14 protein-coding genes and 3 pseudogenes are annotated in these 14,102 nt (G+C 51.4%); 7 read left to right on the top strand and 10 right to left on the bottom strand.

Translation table 11 applies throughout. The features are described from left to right. The 6 genes and pseudogenes from N6G83_RS51305 to N6G83_RS51330 form a co-directional block, all read right to left on the bottom strand. The coding region (locus tag N6G83_RS51305; protein ID WP_260524299.1) for a SulP family inorganic anion transporter at positions 1 to 215 on the bottom strand (215 nt) is incomplete at its 3' end. 287 nt (positions 216 to 502) lie between these two features. After that, positions 503 to 637: pseudogene (locus N6G83_RS51310) on the bottom strand (helix-turn-helix domain-containing protein); the annotation flags it as partial. Between the two features lie 288 nt (positions 638 to 925). Next, positions 926 to 1,949: pseudogene (locus N6G83_RS51315) on the bottom strand (IS110 family transposase). 188 nt (positions 1,950 to 2,137) lie between these two features. After that, positions 2,138 to 2,509, bottom strand: a complete 372-nt coding sequence (locus tag N6G83_RS51320; protein WP_211136296.1) for a winged helix-turn-helix domain-containing protein — start codon at positions 2,507 to 2,509, stop codon at positions 2,138 to 2,140. Positions 2,510 to 2,549: 40 nt separating this feature from the next. Then, positions 2,550 to 3,362 carry a sulfite exporter TauE/SafE family protein gene (locus N6G83_RS51325; RefSeq protein WP_211136297.1) on the bottom strand — a complete coding sequence of 271 codons (813 nt, stop codon included), beginning with the start codon at positions 3,360 to 3,362 and terminating at the stop codon, positions 2,550 to 2,552. 181 nt (positions 3,363 to 3,543) lie between these two features. Beyond that, positions 3,544 to 3,992 (bottom strand): annotated as a pseudogene (locus tag N6G83_RS51330) (Tn3 family transposase); the annotation flags it as partial. An 85-nt stretch (positions 3,993 to 4,077) separates the two neighbouring features. On the opposite strand from N6G83_RS51330, the gene N6G83_RS51335 reads away from it, so the two are divergent. After that, positions 4,078 to 4,287 carry a diguanylate cyclase domain-containing protein gene (locus tag N6G83_RS51335; RefSeq protein ID WP_248006670.1) on the top strand — a complete coding sequence of 70 codons (210 nt, stop codon included), beginning with the start codon at positions 4,078 to 4,080 and terminating at the stop codon, positions 4,285 to 4,287. 146 nt (positions 4,288 to 4,433) lie between these two features. On the opposite strand, the gene N6G83_RS51340 is transcribed toward N6G83_RS51335, so the two are convergent. From N6G83_RS51340 to N6G83_RS51355, 4 genes are read right to left on the bottom strand one after another with little or no spacing between them, the layout of a single operon-like run. Further along, on the bottom strand, positions 4,434 to 5,231 hold the full coding sequence (locus N6G83_RS51340; protein WP_211136298.1) for a sulfite exporter TauE/SafE family protein: 798 nt from the start codon (positions 5,229 to 5,231) through the stop codon (positions 4,434 to 4,436). A gap of 41 nt (positions 5,232 to 5,272) precedes the next feature. Then, positions 5,273 to 5,704 (bottom strand): DUF6691 family protein, encoded by a 432-nt coding sequence (locus N6G83_RS51345; protein ID WP_211136299.1) that lies wholly within the window; start codon positions 5,702 to 5,704, stop codon positions 5,273 to 5,275. A gap of 40 nt (positions 5,705 to 5,744) precedes the next feature. Then, on the bottom strand, positions 5,745 to 6,173 hold the full coding sequence (locus tag N6G83_RS51350) for a YeeE/YedE family protein (protein ID WP_211136300.1): 429 nt from the start codon (positions 6,171 to 6,173) through the stop codon (positions 5,745 to 5,747). Next, positions 6,163 to 6,474: a metalloregulator ArsR/SmtB family transcription factor gene (locus N6G83_RS51355; protein WP_211136312.1), complete on the bottom strand. Its 312-nt coding sequence runs from the start codon at positions 6,472 to 6,474 to the stop codon at positions 6,163 to 6,165. Before N6G83_RS51355 ends, N6G83_RS51350 begins: the two co-directional genes overlap by 11 nt. 157 nt (positions 6,475 to 6,631) lie before the next feature. Between N6G83_RS51355 and N6G83_RS51360 the strand changes: the two genes are divergently transcribed. The 6 genes from N6G83_RS51360 to N6G83_RS51385 all read left to right on the top strand — a co-directional run bounded on the left by N6G83_RS51360 (position 6,632) and on the right by N6G83_RS51385 (position 14,097). Beyond that, positions 6,632 to 7,492 carry an MBL fold metallo-hydrolase gene (locus N6G83_RS51360; RefSeq protein WP_211136301.1) on the top strand — a complete coding sequence of 287 codons (861 nt, stop codon included), beginning with the start codon at positions 6,632 to 6,634 and terminating at the stop codon, positions 7,490 to 7,492. A gap of 43 nt (positions 7,493 to 7,535) precedes the next feature. Continuing rightward, positions 7,536 to 9,203, top strand: a complete 1,668-nt coding sequence (locus tag N6G83_RS51365; RefSeq protein ID WP_248006669.1) for an FAD-dependent oxidoreductase — start codon at positions 7,536 to 7,538, stop codon at positions 9,201 to 9,203. Positions 9,204 to 9,397: 194 nt separating this feature from the next. Next, a complete protein-coding gene (locus tag N6G83_RS51370) occupies positions 9,398 to 9,886 on the top strand; it encodes a DUF2946 domain-containing protein (RefSeq protein ID WP_211136302.1) in 489 nt (162 codons plus the stop codon). Between the two features lie 153 nt (positions 9,887 to 10,039). Continuing rightward, positions 10,040 to 12,154, top strand: coding sequence for a TonB-dependent receptor domain-containing protein (locus tag N6G83_RS51375; RefSeq protein WP_211136303.1), 2,115 nt, complete (start codon positions 10,040 to 10,042; stop codon positions 12,152 to 12,154). Between the two features lie 118 nt (positions 12,155 to 12,272). Then, positions 12,273 to 13,415 (top strand): MFS transporter, encoded by a 1,143-nt coding sequence (locus N6G83_RS51380; protein WP_211136304.1) that lies wholly within the window; start codon positions 12,273 to 12,275, stop codon positions 13,413 to 13,415. Positions 13,416 to 13,515: 100 nt separating this feature from the next. Then, positions 13,516 to 14,097: a flavin reductase family protein gene (locus N6G83_RS51385; protein ID WP_211136314.1), complete on the top strand. Its 582-nt coding sequence runs from the start codon at positions 13,516 to 13,518 to the stop codon at positions 14,095 to 14,097. The last annotated feature ends 5 nt before the right edge of the window (positions 14,098 to 14,102 follow it).

Consider the following 14,102-nt stretch of genomic DNA (forward strand, 5'->3'; position numbering starts at 1 on the left):
CACTCAACGCCGGTAATCATTCCCGGTCTACCGCCGACAAAGGCGATGATGACGGCAATCGAGAACGCGGCATAGAGCCCCACTTTGGGATCGACACCGGCAATAATGGAGAATGCGATAGCTTCAGGGATCAAAGCGAGAGCAACGACAATACCGGCCAGCACATCTCCACGGATGTTACCGAGCCAGTCCTTACGTGTGGAGGACAACAGCATTTTTACTATCCTGATAGTTATTTCCCCGATAGCGGGGCTGTTTTAGTCAAATTTCAGATACAAAAAGCATCCCAGGGCTGGGATTGAGTGTGAAGGCGTTGAAGCGGTAGCGCTTCAGCCTGTCAGAGGATGGTGACTTAAGGTGGAGTAAGACGCATGATTACGTGATAGTGATCCGTTTATTATGTCGTAGGCAGTCTAACGGCATAGGTATTCCCAGGCAAGCATCGCAGTGTATTTGACGCAATCCGTCCCAGCTCTGATTCGAACTGTGGGACTGGGGGAAATTATCCTTTGCCGTCTTCGGATGCTTTATGATAAAGCGCCAGTATTCTGCAGACTTGGGAAGAACTGTAACCCGTTGCCTCAGCAGTCTCCCGAATGCTCAATTTCTTAACCTGTCGGTAGTACAGTACTTTTTGGGCTCCGTTTGGGACACGGGAAATATTGTACTATAAGGGCTTTCCCGGCATGTCAACGCCGGTTTTATGGTTTCTGTCTGCTCGTCAGTAAAATAAAGGGGAGAGACTGCGGTACTATAAACATCCATGATGAATCGTTATCGATTCGGGCCCTGATGAAAGACGCGCGTGAGGTTCTTGTTCGTTAAGCGGATACGTATATCCTGTACAATAGCCAGATAGGCCTCACGGGGTCTAACCCTTTGTCATCAACGAGTTGCAGGTCAGATGGTTATACTGCTTTGTGCTTTAGCTGGCTGAGTACAGCCTGAAATCATCACCGTAATGCAACGATGCCCAGCACAGCCTCGCGTTTTTGGCGGCGATGGCCACAACAGCCCGCCAGTACCCCCCTGCGTTCAACCAACGTACAAACCCAACGGCTGAATGAGTCAGTCCTTTTCTCTGCACCAATCAAAACCGAACGGGCCCCCTGAACCAGAAGCGATCGCAGATATGAATCGCCCGCTTTCGTTATTCTGCCAAGCTTTGATTTTCCGCCACTGCTGTACTGTGATGGTGTAAGTCCCAGCCAAGCTGCCAGTTGGCGTCCATTCTTAAAATCATGGGCATTACCGATACTGGCGACCAACGCACAAGCCGTTGTGGGACCAATCCCCTTCAGTTCCATCAGTCGTTGGCTGCGGTGATCCGTTTTTGCCATGCGGGACAGGATCTGGTCATATTCAGCGATGTTATCTTCAATGCGATTAAGGTGTTCCAGCAGATCATCAACGCATTGCTGAACCTGAAGCGGCAAAGAATTCTTCTGTTCAGAAACCATGTGGCGCAGGGCATCTGTACTTTGTGGAGCGATGACGCCGAATTCAGATATAAAACCTCTTAATCGGTTATATGTTGCTGTTTTCTCTTCGATAAAACCTTGTCTGGTACGGTGTAGACATTGCATCGCCTGCTGGCTCTCATCCTTCACTGGCACGAACCGCATATGCGGGCGACGGACAGCCTCACAAATAGCCTGGGCATCAGCTGCATCATTTTTCCCTGATTTACCGGCCATGCGGTAAGGCGATACGAACTTTGCAGCCATCAAACGGGGCTCATGGCCATACTGCCGAAACACTCTTACCCAGTAATGGGCGCGGGAGCATGCCTCCATCCCGATGACACAAGGAGGTAAACTTGCAATCAACTCTGGAAGCGCTGCACGCGATACTTTGGGTTTAACCAGAACAGTTTTTCCATTTTGATCAACGCAGTGAACAGCGAACACATTTTTAGCAAGATCGATACCGACAGTAGTGATAGTCATAACGAATCCCTCCAGGGCTATGTTTACCCCATGATTGCACAATAGTTAATCAGGCGCATATCCAGGGGAAGTCCCTTCCATTCGTTAATATAATTATTTGTACGGACTGATATCTATCGTAAACATGGCTTCATGTTAGATAGATTGACCCGGATAAGGGCTTGTCCGAGCTAAATGGTTACTCTAGGCTAGTTTTCCTCAAAGAGTATTTTTTCTAAATCCTGTAAATCTTGCAGTGACTGTTCATTAAGATGTGCCTCCGCTTTGTCATACCAGGTAAGTAAGTCCTGACCAAGCTGTGTCAGAACAGAGCCACCACCTTTACGGCCGCCTGTGGAAGTCACGACGACGGGCTTACCTATCCCTTTGTTCAACGTATCAATCAGGAGCCAGGCCATTTTATAAGGAATTCCAAGATCTTTAGCGGCAGATGACAGAGAGTGGAATCCGTCTATTGCGCGTAAAAGGTCAATTTTCCCTGGTCCCAGAGAGATATTGTCATTTATATAAATTCGGGGTCTGACTAATATGAAGTCAGATTTCAACGTGCTTTTTTTCATCTTGTCACCTTTCCGAATAGATTATCTCTGAAGGGGTCAACTAATTTTTCCGAGTATGTTTGAAGGTTTTGATTGCCGAGATAAGAAGTATCACGCCAAGTAAAGTCATCAGTACTTTTATCGGGAACATACCGAGCAGCAGCCCACCAATTGCAGCGCCAATAACTGAACCTGTGACCATCCATACGAACAACGATTTCTCTTTTCTCAGGATCTGGAAGGCATCTGCATTCGTATAACGGGAAAATCCGACAATCATTGTCGGTAGGCTAATCATCAGAGACAGACTACCAGCCAGTTTGATGTCAGTTCCGAAAAGAATGACGATTGTCGGTATAAGGAGTTCTCCTCCGGCCACGCCGAGTAATGCAGCAACGATCCCAATAAAGAGCCCTGAAATCACACCCGAGATAATCGTGGCAACACTAGACTGAAATAACCCGCCAGAAATACTATGCAATGGCATCCATGCTTCTGAGAGCATGACAAACGACAGCAAAACAAGCAGGATTAGAATGATTCTGTCCAGCCAGATACGAGACATCTTTATGGCCCGACCTGCTGCCCACCATGCACCAATCAGGCTACCAGCCAGCAAATTAATGACAATATCAAGATGTGGTATCAACTGATCCAGAGATATAGATTTTGTGCGGAAAATTAAAGCGACAGCAACAACGGCGAGACTCATTGCTTTGTTAAAAATGACAGCTTCCAGGGTTGGCATTTTGAAACTTCTGATCAGGACAGGAAGACGAAACTCGGCGCCCCCGAGGCCGATTAACCCTCCTAAAGCCCCTATTATTGTACCTGAAAAAAAACCTTTCCCATTTCGTTTTGAAACTGACGACATGTGTTCCTCTCTTAATCGTTATGTCTTTTTTGATATAACGATTAATGTAACATTTTAGCTGAGAGCCTGGAAGTACATGTTGAAACAGGAGATTATTCTACGTTAGCTCTGTTTTTAATCAGTCTCTGGGACTTTAACTGAGACTGTCAGAAGCTCTACGCCGGAACCCCAGATTTCTCCGCTACCCCAGTTTCAGCCCAGCAACCAGTGCATCCAGGTCAATAATTTCATTGCTGCTCTGGAAGGTGTAATGCCCCTTCAACAAAATGTACTGCCAGGCCACTGGCGATATCCGGGTCAGGGCCTCAATGCCTTTGGCGTTACCTTCGGCTTCCAGCCGTTCCAGCAATCGCGACAGGGTAGCGGAGTTGTAGTAAAAGATCGCGCTGGAGATCAACCGCCCGCACTGATTACTGATTTCCGTTTCAAGGTGATTTTTACCGGTTAACTCTTTCTTTCCGCCGACTTTGGATACTGCGGCGCGTAGCTGGTGATAAGATTAAATCCGATTCTGGGAGCGACGGATATTGCGTTCCAGCTGCGGTTCACACAGATACTTCAGTATGTAAATGCTGGAACCAGCCGGTCATATTCAAATACCACCTATCTTGTCTGATTGGTTGTTGTGTAACGATTATTATGGTCACCAGGAAGGAGACTTTACCCTAAAAATATTGCCAGAACACTCAGCCATACCCTACGAAGCCAGGATAAAATCGCGCGGTTTGGCGGGGAGGAATTTATCATGCTTTTCCCTGAAACGGATGAAAAGGGCTGTCTTTTGGCTTGCGAAAAATTACGAAAAAGCATTGAAAACCTGACCTCGCTCAGAGGAACGGTCACGATCAGTATTGGTGCAGTGACATGCCATCCGAAAGAAGGGGAGCTTGTTCACTTTTATGATTTATTGAAAGTGGAAGACTAAAAACCCTATGAAGCGAAAAGGTCTGGGAGAAATCAGGTCAAAGTGGTCTACTTAGAGAACCATCAGGAGTAATCTCTTTTCTCTTTCAATCCGGTTGAGAATAGGGTTTCGTACCCATTGGTACCCCCAGTGGCAATACTATTTTCTTAGCTGATGGACTTCATCATAACGGCATTAAATACCATCCCCAGAGCAACAACGATCAGTAGCCCGGCAAACCCCTTCTGCACTATATGTTCAGGTAAATGATGACTTAGCCTCCGGCCAATAAACATCCCTGACACTGCGCTTATCACAAACCAGAGGGTAAAAGGCATGGGCAGAGTGGCACCCTGCATCACCGCCGTAGCAATCCCGCCCATACCTACCAATGCGACAATCATCAGGGAGGTCGCGATGCAACTGTGAATGGGCAGGGGCGTAAATTGCCGCAGTAACGGGACGATAATAAATCCGCCGCCCACGGCCAACAGTCCGGTCATAAAACCGGTCACCGTCCCGAAAGTGAGAAACAGCAGCCATGTGTTTACAGTCCAGACAAATCGTCCAGTGTGTTCATCCAGTGTGACAGGATAAACATGCGTGGCAGTCATCTCGGGCGCACGAACCAATCGCCACGCGACGGTTAGCATCACCCCCGCAAACAGCAGGATCAGCAATGTAGGGGAAGAACGGTGGGCAACCCATAACCCTGCGCTCGTCATGGGCACGCCCGCCAGTGTTATCACGATAGCGGCGCGGTAGCGCACCAGTCCCTTGCGCCAGGCATCGATGGCACCCAGAGCCGCACTTCCTGCAACGGCGACCAGAGCCACCGGAGCGGCCTGCTGTGGTGCCCATCCCATGCCCATAACCAGGGTGGGAATGGCAAAAATTCCACCACCCGCTCCTGTGATGCCGAGCACTGCCCCCACGAACAGACCTAACAGTAACGAGATGACCATGGTGCTTTCCTGATGTGTGGCTGACAACGTCTCGGACAGAATTACGGTGCCTGACGTTTCGCTCGTCTACGTTCAAGCTGTTCAAAAAGCAGCATGCCCGCGACCATTGCGCTAACAAAGATAATACCTTTGCTCACCCCGGCACCGAGTAATACCAGTCCTGGGCCAGGGCAAATACCTGCCAGCCCCCAGCCAATACCAAACAGGATAGCGCCCCCGATCAAACGCTTATCGATCTGTTTGCTGATCGGCAGGTTTATCGAGCCACCGCACACCGAGTAGGTGCGTCGTTTCACAGAGCGGAAGGCGAAGAAACTCACGCTGATGGCCCCCCCCATGACAAAAGCCAGTGAAGGATCCCAGACGCGGGTAATATCCAGAAAACCAATCACCTTCGCGGGGTTTGCCATGCCGCTGACCAGTAATCCAATGCCAAATATCACCCCTGCCAACAGCGAAAAAAACAGATTCATATATACCTCCTTGAGCGATTTACTGTGCGAGTCGGCTCAACTAAATCCGCAAACCCATTAGCCAGACGGTGATAAACGCAACCCCCATAAACGTCAGTGTGGCCACCAGAGAACGGGAGGATAAACGCGATAGACCGCAAACTCCGTGGCCGCTGGTACACCCCGAACCATAACGAGTTCCTATCCCGACCAGCAGCCCAGCGATGATCAGGATAGGCCAGGAGGCAGAAACCTCGATCACAGGAAGCGGGTAAACGAGAGCATACAAAAAGGGGGATATGATAATGCCCACGAGAAAAGCCAGACGCCAGCCACGATCAGGAGTGCCTCGTGAGAGCACTCCTCCGATTATGCCGCTGATCCCTGCAATACGTCCGCAGAACAGGATCAATATCCAGGCCGCACAGCCGATCAAGACTCCCCCTAAGAAACTCAGGAACGGAGTAAATTGCACCAGATTAATGGTCATGGTTAACACCTTTTGCGTCATCTTTCGGACAGTAAAGTTGATAGAGGGTATTGAGCAATATCAACACATTTGGATCATCAATGCGGTAGAAAATCTGTTTCCCCTCGCGGCGTGTCGCCACCATTTGCAGGCGTCGCATCACCCCCAACTGCTGTGACAATGTCGGCTGACCAATCCCCAGAGCACTTTCCATTTGCCCCACAGAAGCTTCTCCCTGACTGAGATGGCACAGCAGCAGCAGGCGGTCGTCATTCGCCAGGGCACGCAATACGGCGGCGGCTGCACTGGCGGCATCACGCATTTTTTTTTGGTCAATAAGCGCGTTACTCATGAGCTCTCTTTACCATCCTGATCCACGTTAGTGATAACACTTTACATATTTATATAATATAATATTGTATAATTAAAGCAAGGCAGAGTGAAGACACGCCATTCAACGTACAGATAAGGAGTTCACCATGACACCACTTATCGAGGGTTTTTACGATCCGGCTACCTGTACCGTCAGCTACGTGCTGGCCGATAGGATTGGGGGAGTTGCGGCCATTATTGATCCGGTTCTGGACTATGACCCGAAATCCGGCCGGACTCAGACAACCTCCGCCGATCGGTTGATGGATTACGTGAAAAAGCAGCAACTGACCGTCAATTGGCTACTGGAAACTCACGCCCATGCCGATCATCTTTCGGCAGCCCATTATTTGCGCGAGAGGGTCGGTGGCAACATCGCCATCAGCGAAAAAATTGTCGAGGTTCAGCGGATATTCAAGCGCGTTTTTAACCTTGAGCACACCTTTGCACTGGATGGTTCACAGTTTGACCATCTGCTGACTGACGGTGAAACCTTTGAACTGGGGGCCTTGACCGTACAGGCGTTGCAGGTTCCTGGTCATACGCCAGCCGATATGGCTTTCCAGGTTGCTGATGCTATTTTCCTTGGCGATACCCTATTTATGCCTGATGTGGGCACCGCGCGTTGTGATTTCCCAGGTGGGGATGCACAGCAGCTTTATCATTCCATCCGCAAGATCCTCAGTTTTCCGGCTGAGACCCGTTTATATGTGTGCCATGACTATCCCCCTGCAGGCCGGGGTCCCCAATGGCAAAGCAGCGTAGCCGAACAGCGGGCGGCTAATATTCATGTCCATGATGGGAACGATCTGGTCACCTTTGTGGCGCTTCGGCAGGCGCGGGATAAAACCCTGGCCGCCCCGGTACTCCTGTTACCGTCCATTCAGATCAATATCCGGGCCGGTGAATTCCCGCCAGCGGAAGATAATGGCGTCTGTTATTTGAAAATCCCTTTAAATCATCTGTAACCGAGCAGCGGTTATTGTTGTCTGAAATAGGAAGGTTTTGATCATGCGTAAAATCAAGTTAGTGATTGTCGGTGGTGTGGCTGGGGGAGCTTCGGCTGCGGTGAGGGCCCGGCGTTTATCGGAAACGACCGAGATTATTCTGTTAGAGCGTGGTGCCTATGTGTCCTTTGCCAACTGTGGCCTGCCTTATCACATCGGAGGCGAGATCCCCGATCGCCAGCAATTGCTTTTGAAAACACCGCAGGATTTTCTTCAACGTTTCAACATTGATGTCCGTATTGAGCATCAGGTGTTGCAGATCGAGGCGGACAAGAAAGTGGTCCACATCAGGAATGAGCAGACGGGGGAGGTTTACCACGAGAGCTATGACCAACTCCTGCTCAGCACTGGGGGCAACCCTATTCGTCCTCCCCTGCCAGGCGTTGACCTCCCGGGTGTCTTTACTCTGCGTACGCTGCCGGATATGGATAACATTCTGGCGCATATCCACCAACATCGGCTAACACATGCCACGGTCGTCGGGGGCGGGTTTATCGGGTTGGAAATGGTGGAGGCACTGGTCAATCTGGGGATCCGGGTGACATTGTTGGAGTTGGGTGCCCAAGTGATGGCCCCGGTTGATGCCGAGATGGCTGCCGTATTACACCAGGTGCTCCGGCAGAAGGGCGTCGATTTGCGTTTGCAATCGGGCTTGGCAGCGATTACGCAGGTGGGTGATACCCAGGGTTTACAGCTCAGTTTGAATACGGGCGAGGTGTTGGCAACCGGGATGGTGTTGCTGGCTATCGGTGTAAAACCGGATACGCAATTAGCCAGAAGTGCCGAGTTGGCGCTGGGGCCCCATGGTGGGATCCTGGTTGATGCGTTTATGCGGACATCAGACCCGAGTATCTATGCGGTGGGGGATGTGGTAGAAACGGCAGAATGGGTCACTGGCAATGCGATGTCGGTGCCGCTGGCGGGGCCCGCCAACCGGCAGGGACGCATTGCTGCGGAGAACATGCTCGGTGGGGCTCATCGTTATCAGCGCAGTCAGGCAACCGCCATCTGTAAAGTATTTGACCATGCCATAGCCAGCGTCGGCTTGAATGAAAAAACCGTGCAGCGGTTGAACATGAACTATGAAAAAGTGTATGTCCATGCCGCTCACCATGCCAGCTATTACCCGGGAAGTTCCCCTGTGTCGCTAAAACTGCTGTTTTCCCCCGATACCGGCGATATTTTGGGGGCTCAAGCCGTGGGTAAAGCGGGTATCGACAAGTGTATTGATGTACTGGCGGTAGCGCAGCGGGCCAAGCTGAAGGTGCAGGATCTGGAAGATCTTGAACTGTGTTACGCCCCGCCATTCAACAGTGCCCGTGATGTGGTCAATCAGGTTGGCATGTTGGCGACCAATGTGATCAATGGTGATACCCGGATATGCCATGTGGCCGACATTCTGAATATTAACCCATCGCGACAATGCCTGCTGGATGTCCGTACGTCGAACGAGTTGGAAATGCTGGGCCGGTATCCTGAGGCGTTACATATCCCGGTGGATGAATTACGCTCGCGTCTTAATGAGTTACCGAAAGACAAAGAAATCCTGATTGGCTGTCAGTCAGGCGTGCGCGGGCATGTTGCCTACCGATTATTGAAGCAGCAGGGTTTTCGGGCAAGAAATCTCTCCGGGGGCTATAAAACCTATCAGTTGTCTCTTGCAGAGTTGTAGATTGCCTCGCCAGTTGATAGAACGTTGGAGCGTTCGGTTCATAGATTGATTTGTGTAGGATTGGTAGATGGGTTTAGGCGTTGTATTGAGAGATAAACAGCCCTTCCTTTTGATAGATGAATAGCTTTTTTGTAACAATCATCTTTCTCATTCGGTACTATAGGGCAACATTTTTTTAAAGTGCGGTTGTTCGGGTGCTATCGCTTTTTTCACTTTCTCGCCGCCAGTTCCCTATTTATCTGGCGTTGCTGGCAATACTGATGTTGTTCGTGGCTCCAGTGATTTCGAAATCACTGGAGCATCAGCGTGCAAGTCAGCCTTGTTCGGCAGCGATAACCACCACACACAATGACATGTCTGATATGGCGGGCATGCATCACGCCATGTCAGGTATGGAGCATGATCCCCACTCTTCTTTGGACAGTGCCTGCGCAGTTTCCCAGAGCATGTCCCACCACCTGGCTTCAAACCCGGGCAGTTCACCGATGGAGGACATCGCCTGCGGCTATTGTCAGCTCCTCATTCACTTGCCGCTGATCCAGACCGTTTTCATTCCTTTTATCTGGTTGATACAGCTTGTTTCACAGGCGCCGTTTTTGCCTGTCATTGTTTCTCCGTTACTGTCCGCTTGTTACTCCAAATGCCAGCCCCGCGCCCCGCCTAGCCTGTTTTCATTGCGTTAAGTTTTGCCGTTCAGCAAGACATTAATTTACCGTTCACGAAACAGAGGCTGATACAGGCCTGTTGTTCCGTCACGTTTTATGCTTGGTCATTCCAACTGATGGCCAGTAAATGCCTGCTTGGGAAAGGCAGGCCAATAAAAACAGGCTTTAACTATGAAAAATACTCGACTCTCTTTATCACCGCTGGCAACGGTGATGACCTTGATGTTCACCTTACCCGCATTTGTTCAGGCTGAAGACGGTCATGAAGAGCATCAGAATAGCGCGGCTACCCCAGATGATGGGTCGGTGATGGTAGTTACTGCACCGGCCATTTCTCCATTGACGATCGTGACTTCACCTAAAACACCGCGCCAACCGGTTCCGGCCAGTGACGGGTCTGATTATCTGAAAACTATCCCCGGTTTTTCTCAAATCCGTAACGGCGGAACCAATGGCGATCCGGTTTTTCGCGGTATGTTCGGCTCGCGTTTGCGCCTTTTGACCAACGGAAGTGAAATGCTTGGAGCCTGTCCCGCGCGTATGGATGCACCGAGCTCCTATATTTCACCGGAAAGTTTTGATCTTCTGACGCTGACCAAGGGGCCGCAAACGGTACTTTGGGGGCCGGGTAACTCTTCAGGAACCGTGCATTTCGAACGTGAGCGACCTTCTTTTGAGAAAGCCGGTATTCAGGGTGATGCCAGCCTGCTCGGGGCATCAAATAGTCGTTGGGATCAAAATGCAGATATCAGCCTGGGAAATGAGCAAGGCTATCTGCGCCTGAGCGGTAACAAATCTCGATCTGACGACTACAAGGATGGTAACAACCAGCGGGTGCCTTCTCAGTGGGATAAGTGGAACGCGGATATGGCACTGGGGTGGACGCCGGATAAAGACACCTGGCTGGAGCTGACCGCAGGGCAAGGCGATGGCGAAGCACGTTATGCCGGGCGCAGTATGGATGGTTCACAATTCAAACGCGAAAGCCTGGGGATGCGTTTTGAAAAGTCCAACATCGGGGATGTGTTCGACAAATTTGAAGCCAGCACTTATTACAATTATGCCGACCATATCATGGACAATTTCTCGTTGAGATCACCCGGCAGCATGTCCATGGGCGGCATGGGTTCGTCCATGGGGTCCATGCACGACAGTTCATCAATGAGTATGGGGACGTCATCCTCAATGAACACGGCGAGCAGTTCGAGCATGAATATGAGCATGCCCATGGCCATGCAGCTTGATCGCCGGACCGTCGGTGGCCGCATGATGGGAACCTGGCTGTGGAGTGATATCAAACTTGAAAGCGGCGCAGACATGCAACAGAACACGCACCGTAATAAAGAAAGCGATAGCTGGGTGAAAGATGCTCGCTTCCGTAATTATGGCGTTTTTAGTGAGTTGTCCTGGACAGCCACCGCTCAGGATAACGTCGTTATCGGTGCGCGTCTGGATCGTGTGTTGGTAGATAACTTTACCGACACTGGCCTTGCAGGACGCAACGATGTGTTACATGCCGGGTTTGCCCGCATCGAACACTCGCTGGCAGACCTGCCACTGATGCTGTATGCCGGAGTGGGTTATACCGAGCGTTTCCCTGATTATTGGGAACTGTTCTCTCCAACCTATGGGCCAGGTGGCAATACCAGCGCCTTTAATAGTGTAAAAGCGGAGAAAACCACTCAGTTGGATATAGGTGCACAGTACAGCACCAAGAAACTGAACGGGTGGGTGTCCGCCTACGTTGGGCATGTTAACGACTTTATTCTGTTCCGTTATGACCCCAATAATGCGCGCGTTAGCGAAGCCGATAACGTTAATGCCCGTATTATGGGGGGAGAGACAGGTTTTAGTTATAAACTGACGGACAGTTGGAAAACCGAGACCAGCCTGGCTTATTCGTGGGCTGAAAATACCCGTGACAGCAGACCATTGCCACAAATCCCACCGCTGGAAGCCCGCCTAGGGCTGTCATGGGAAAAAGGGGACTGGAGCAGTACCGGTTTGCTACGTCTGGTCAGCAGCCAGAACCGGATCGCCGAGAATGAAGGGAATGTCGTTGGCAAGGATTTTGCCGCCAGCCCGGGTTTTGCGGTCTTTTCTGCGAATGCGGCGTACAAAGTCAATAAGTACGTCAAAGTCAGCACGGGTGTCGATAACCTGTTCAACAAGGATTACAGCGAACACCTGAACCTTGCTGGAAACAGCAGTTTCGGCTATTCCGCGAATACGTCTGTTAATGAACCGGGCCGCACCTTGTGGGCAAAAGTTAACGTGAAGTTCTGACGCAGTCTGAGACAATGGCAGTCGGCCCTGAGAGTTGCCAGGGCCATCACATTCAACATAAACAATAAATTATCTCCTTAGCGTGGTTTTTTACATCATTGGCCCTCAAACCCCGTTTATGCTCGCCTCGCTGGGTTGTGCTGTCGCTCCGACCATCTGGTGGCTGATTGCGGCACGTGTTGCGCAGGGGTTAGGGGGGGCAGTGATGATGGCCATCACTCTGGCGCTAGTTGGCGAAACCATCAGCAAGGATAAGGTCGGACGGGCGATGGGGCTGCTCGGCACCTTATCCGCAGTGGGAACCGCGCTTGGCCCAACGCTGGGGGGCGTCTTGATTGCCGGGTTTGGCTGGCAGTCAATTTTCCTGATTAATCTGCCGCTGGGGGGCGTCGCGCTGTTTTGTGTTTATCGCTATCTCCCGCAAACCGATCCGCAGCAGGTAACGAAACAGGGGGGTTTTGATTTCGTCGGAATGGCCTTGCTCGGTTTGACGCTGGCACTATTTTCGCTTGCCATGACGTTAGGGCACGGCCATTTCGGCTCGCTTAATAGCCTACTGCTGTTGGGAACAGCCGTTGCGGCCTGCGCGTTCGTCTGGGTTGAGAAAAAAGTGGCAAGCCCGCTGGTCCAACTGGCCCTACTGCATCAGCCAATCCTGAGCAGCGGCCTGCTAACCAATATGCTGGTGAGTACGGTGATCATGACGTCCTTCGTGGTAGGGCCGTTCTATCTTGCGCACGGGTTAGAGTTAGCGCCACAGCAGGTTGGCTTGGTAATGTCCGCTGGGCCGCTGATCGCCGCATTGGCGGGGGTGCCATCGGGATATCTGGTCGACCGCTTCGGGGCATCGCAGATGATTAGCCTGGGATTACTGGGAGTCTGCCTGGGGGCATCAGCTTTGTCGATGATTTCACCCACGCAGGGTGTTGTGGGCTATATCTTGCCGATCTGCCTGATCACCGCAGGCTATGCCTTGTTCCAGGCGGCCAACAACACGGCGGTGATCAAGCAGGTTGGCATCGAGCGGCGTGGGGTGGCTTCTGGTCTATTAAATCTGGCGCGCAACCTTGGCTTTATCATCGGGGCTTCCGCCATGGGGGGCATATTCGCTTTGGCCTCGGCAGCCAGCGATATACGGTTAGGGAGTGCGGCAGGTTTACAGCTGACCTATCTGGTAGCGGCCGTTTTAGCAGGGCTGGGGTTGTTGTTGGCGCTGTGGAGCCAGTTGTATCGCAAGGGGCAGCTTGCTACACAAGAGTGACGTTGTCACAGACGCGGCTCCCCCCAACATCTCTTTCACAATGGCTCGTGGCCGAGCTACGATAATGTATCCAGCCCAGCCTAACTTTGAGGGATAAATGATGAACCAACCTATTGCCAGCGTGGCCTTGGAAAAGGCCTATCGCCTGCTTAATCATGGCCCAACGGTGTTGGTATCCGCCAGCCACGACGGTGTCAATGACGTGATGGCCGCCGCCTGGGCCTGTGCGCTGGACTTTTCGCCGCCGAAGCTGACGGTGGTGCTGGACAAGATGACCAAAACCCGTGAGCTGATCGAGCAGAGCGGGTGCTTTGTGATCCAGGTTCCCACTGCGGCCCAGCTACAGCTGACCTATGAGGTTGGCAACCTCAGCCTGCATAACGACCCCGACAAACTGGCAAACTGTGGTGTTGAGCTGTTCAGTTTTGACGATCGACCACTGCCTTTTGTGGCCGGATGCTCTGCCTGGCTGGCGTGTCGGCTGATCTCTGAGCCCCATAATCAGCAGGCCCACGATTTGTTTATTGGCGAAGTGACCGGAGCCTGGTCCGATACGCGAGTGTTTAAAGATGGTCACTGGCATTTTGACTCAGCCGAACCTGCGCTGCGTAGCCTGCACTATATTGCCGGTGGGCAGTTCTATGCTATCGGTGAATCGCTGAAAGTGAAAACGGGGAGTTAAACTCT

The sequence above is a fragment of the Serratia sp. PL7 genome, assembly GCF_945957435.1.

Bases quoted from the DNA above. Each gene is read 5' to 3' on its own strand.
- N6G83_RS51345 (WP_211136299.1), bottom strand. From the start codon at position 5,704: ATGAATCTGTTTTTTTCGCTGTTGGCAGGGGTGATATTTGGCATTGGA.
- N6G83_RS51365 (WP_248006669.1), top strand. From the start codon at position 7,536: ATGCGTAAAATCAAGTTAGTGATTGTCGGTGGTGTGGCTGGGGGAGCT.
- N6G83_RS51360 (WP_211136301.1), top strand. From the start codon at position 6,632: ATGACACCACTTATCGAGGGTTTTTACGATCCGGCTACCTGTACCGTC.
- N6G83_RS51375 (WP_211136303.1), top strand. From the start codon at position 10,040: ATGAAAAATACTCGACTCTCTTTATCACCGCTGGCAACGGTGATGACC.
- N6G83_RS51355 (WP_211136312.1), bottom strand. From the start codon at position 6,474: ATGCGTGATGCCGCCAGTGCAGCCGCCGCCGTATTGCGTGCCCTGGCG.
- N6G83_RS51340 (WP_211136298.1), bottom strand. From the start codon at position 5,231: ATGGTCATCTCGTTACTGTTAGGTCTGTTCGTGGGGGCAGTGCTCGGC.
- N6G83_RS51350 (WP_211136300.1), bottom strand. From the start codon at position 6,173: ATGACCATTAATCTGGTGCAATTTACTCCGTTCCTGAGTTTCTTAGGG.
- N6G83_RS51385 (WP_211136314.1), top strand. From the start codon at position 13,516: ATGAACCAACCTATTGCCAGCGTGGCCTTGGAAAAGGCCTATCGCCTG.
- N6G83_RS51325 (WP_211136297.1), bottom strand. From the start codon at position 3,362: ATGTCGTCAGTTTCAAAACGAAATGGGAAAGGTTTTTTTTCAGGTACA.
- N6G83_RS51320 (WP_211136296.1), bottom strand. From the start codon at position 2,509: ATGAAAAAAAGCACGTTGAAATCTGACTTCATATTAGTCAGACCCCGA.
- N6G83_RS51380 (WP_211136304.1), top strand. From the start codon at position 12,273: ATGCTCGCCTCGCTGGGTTGTGCTGTCGCTCCGACCATCTGGTGGCTG.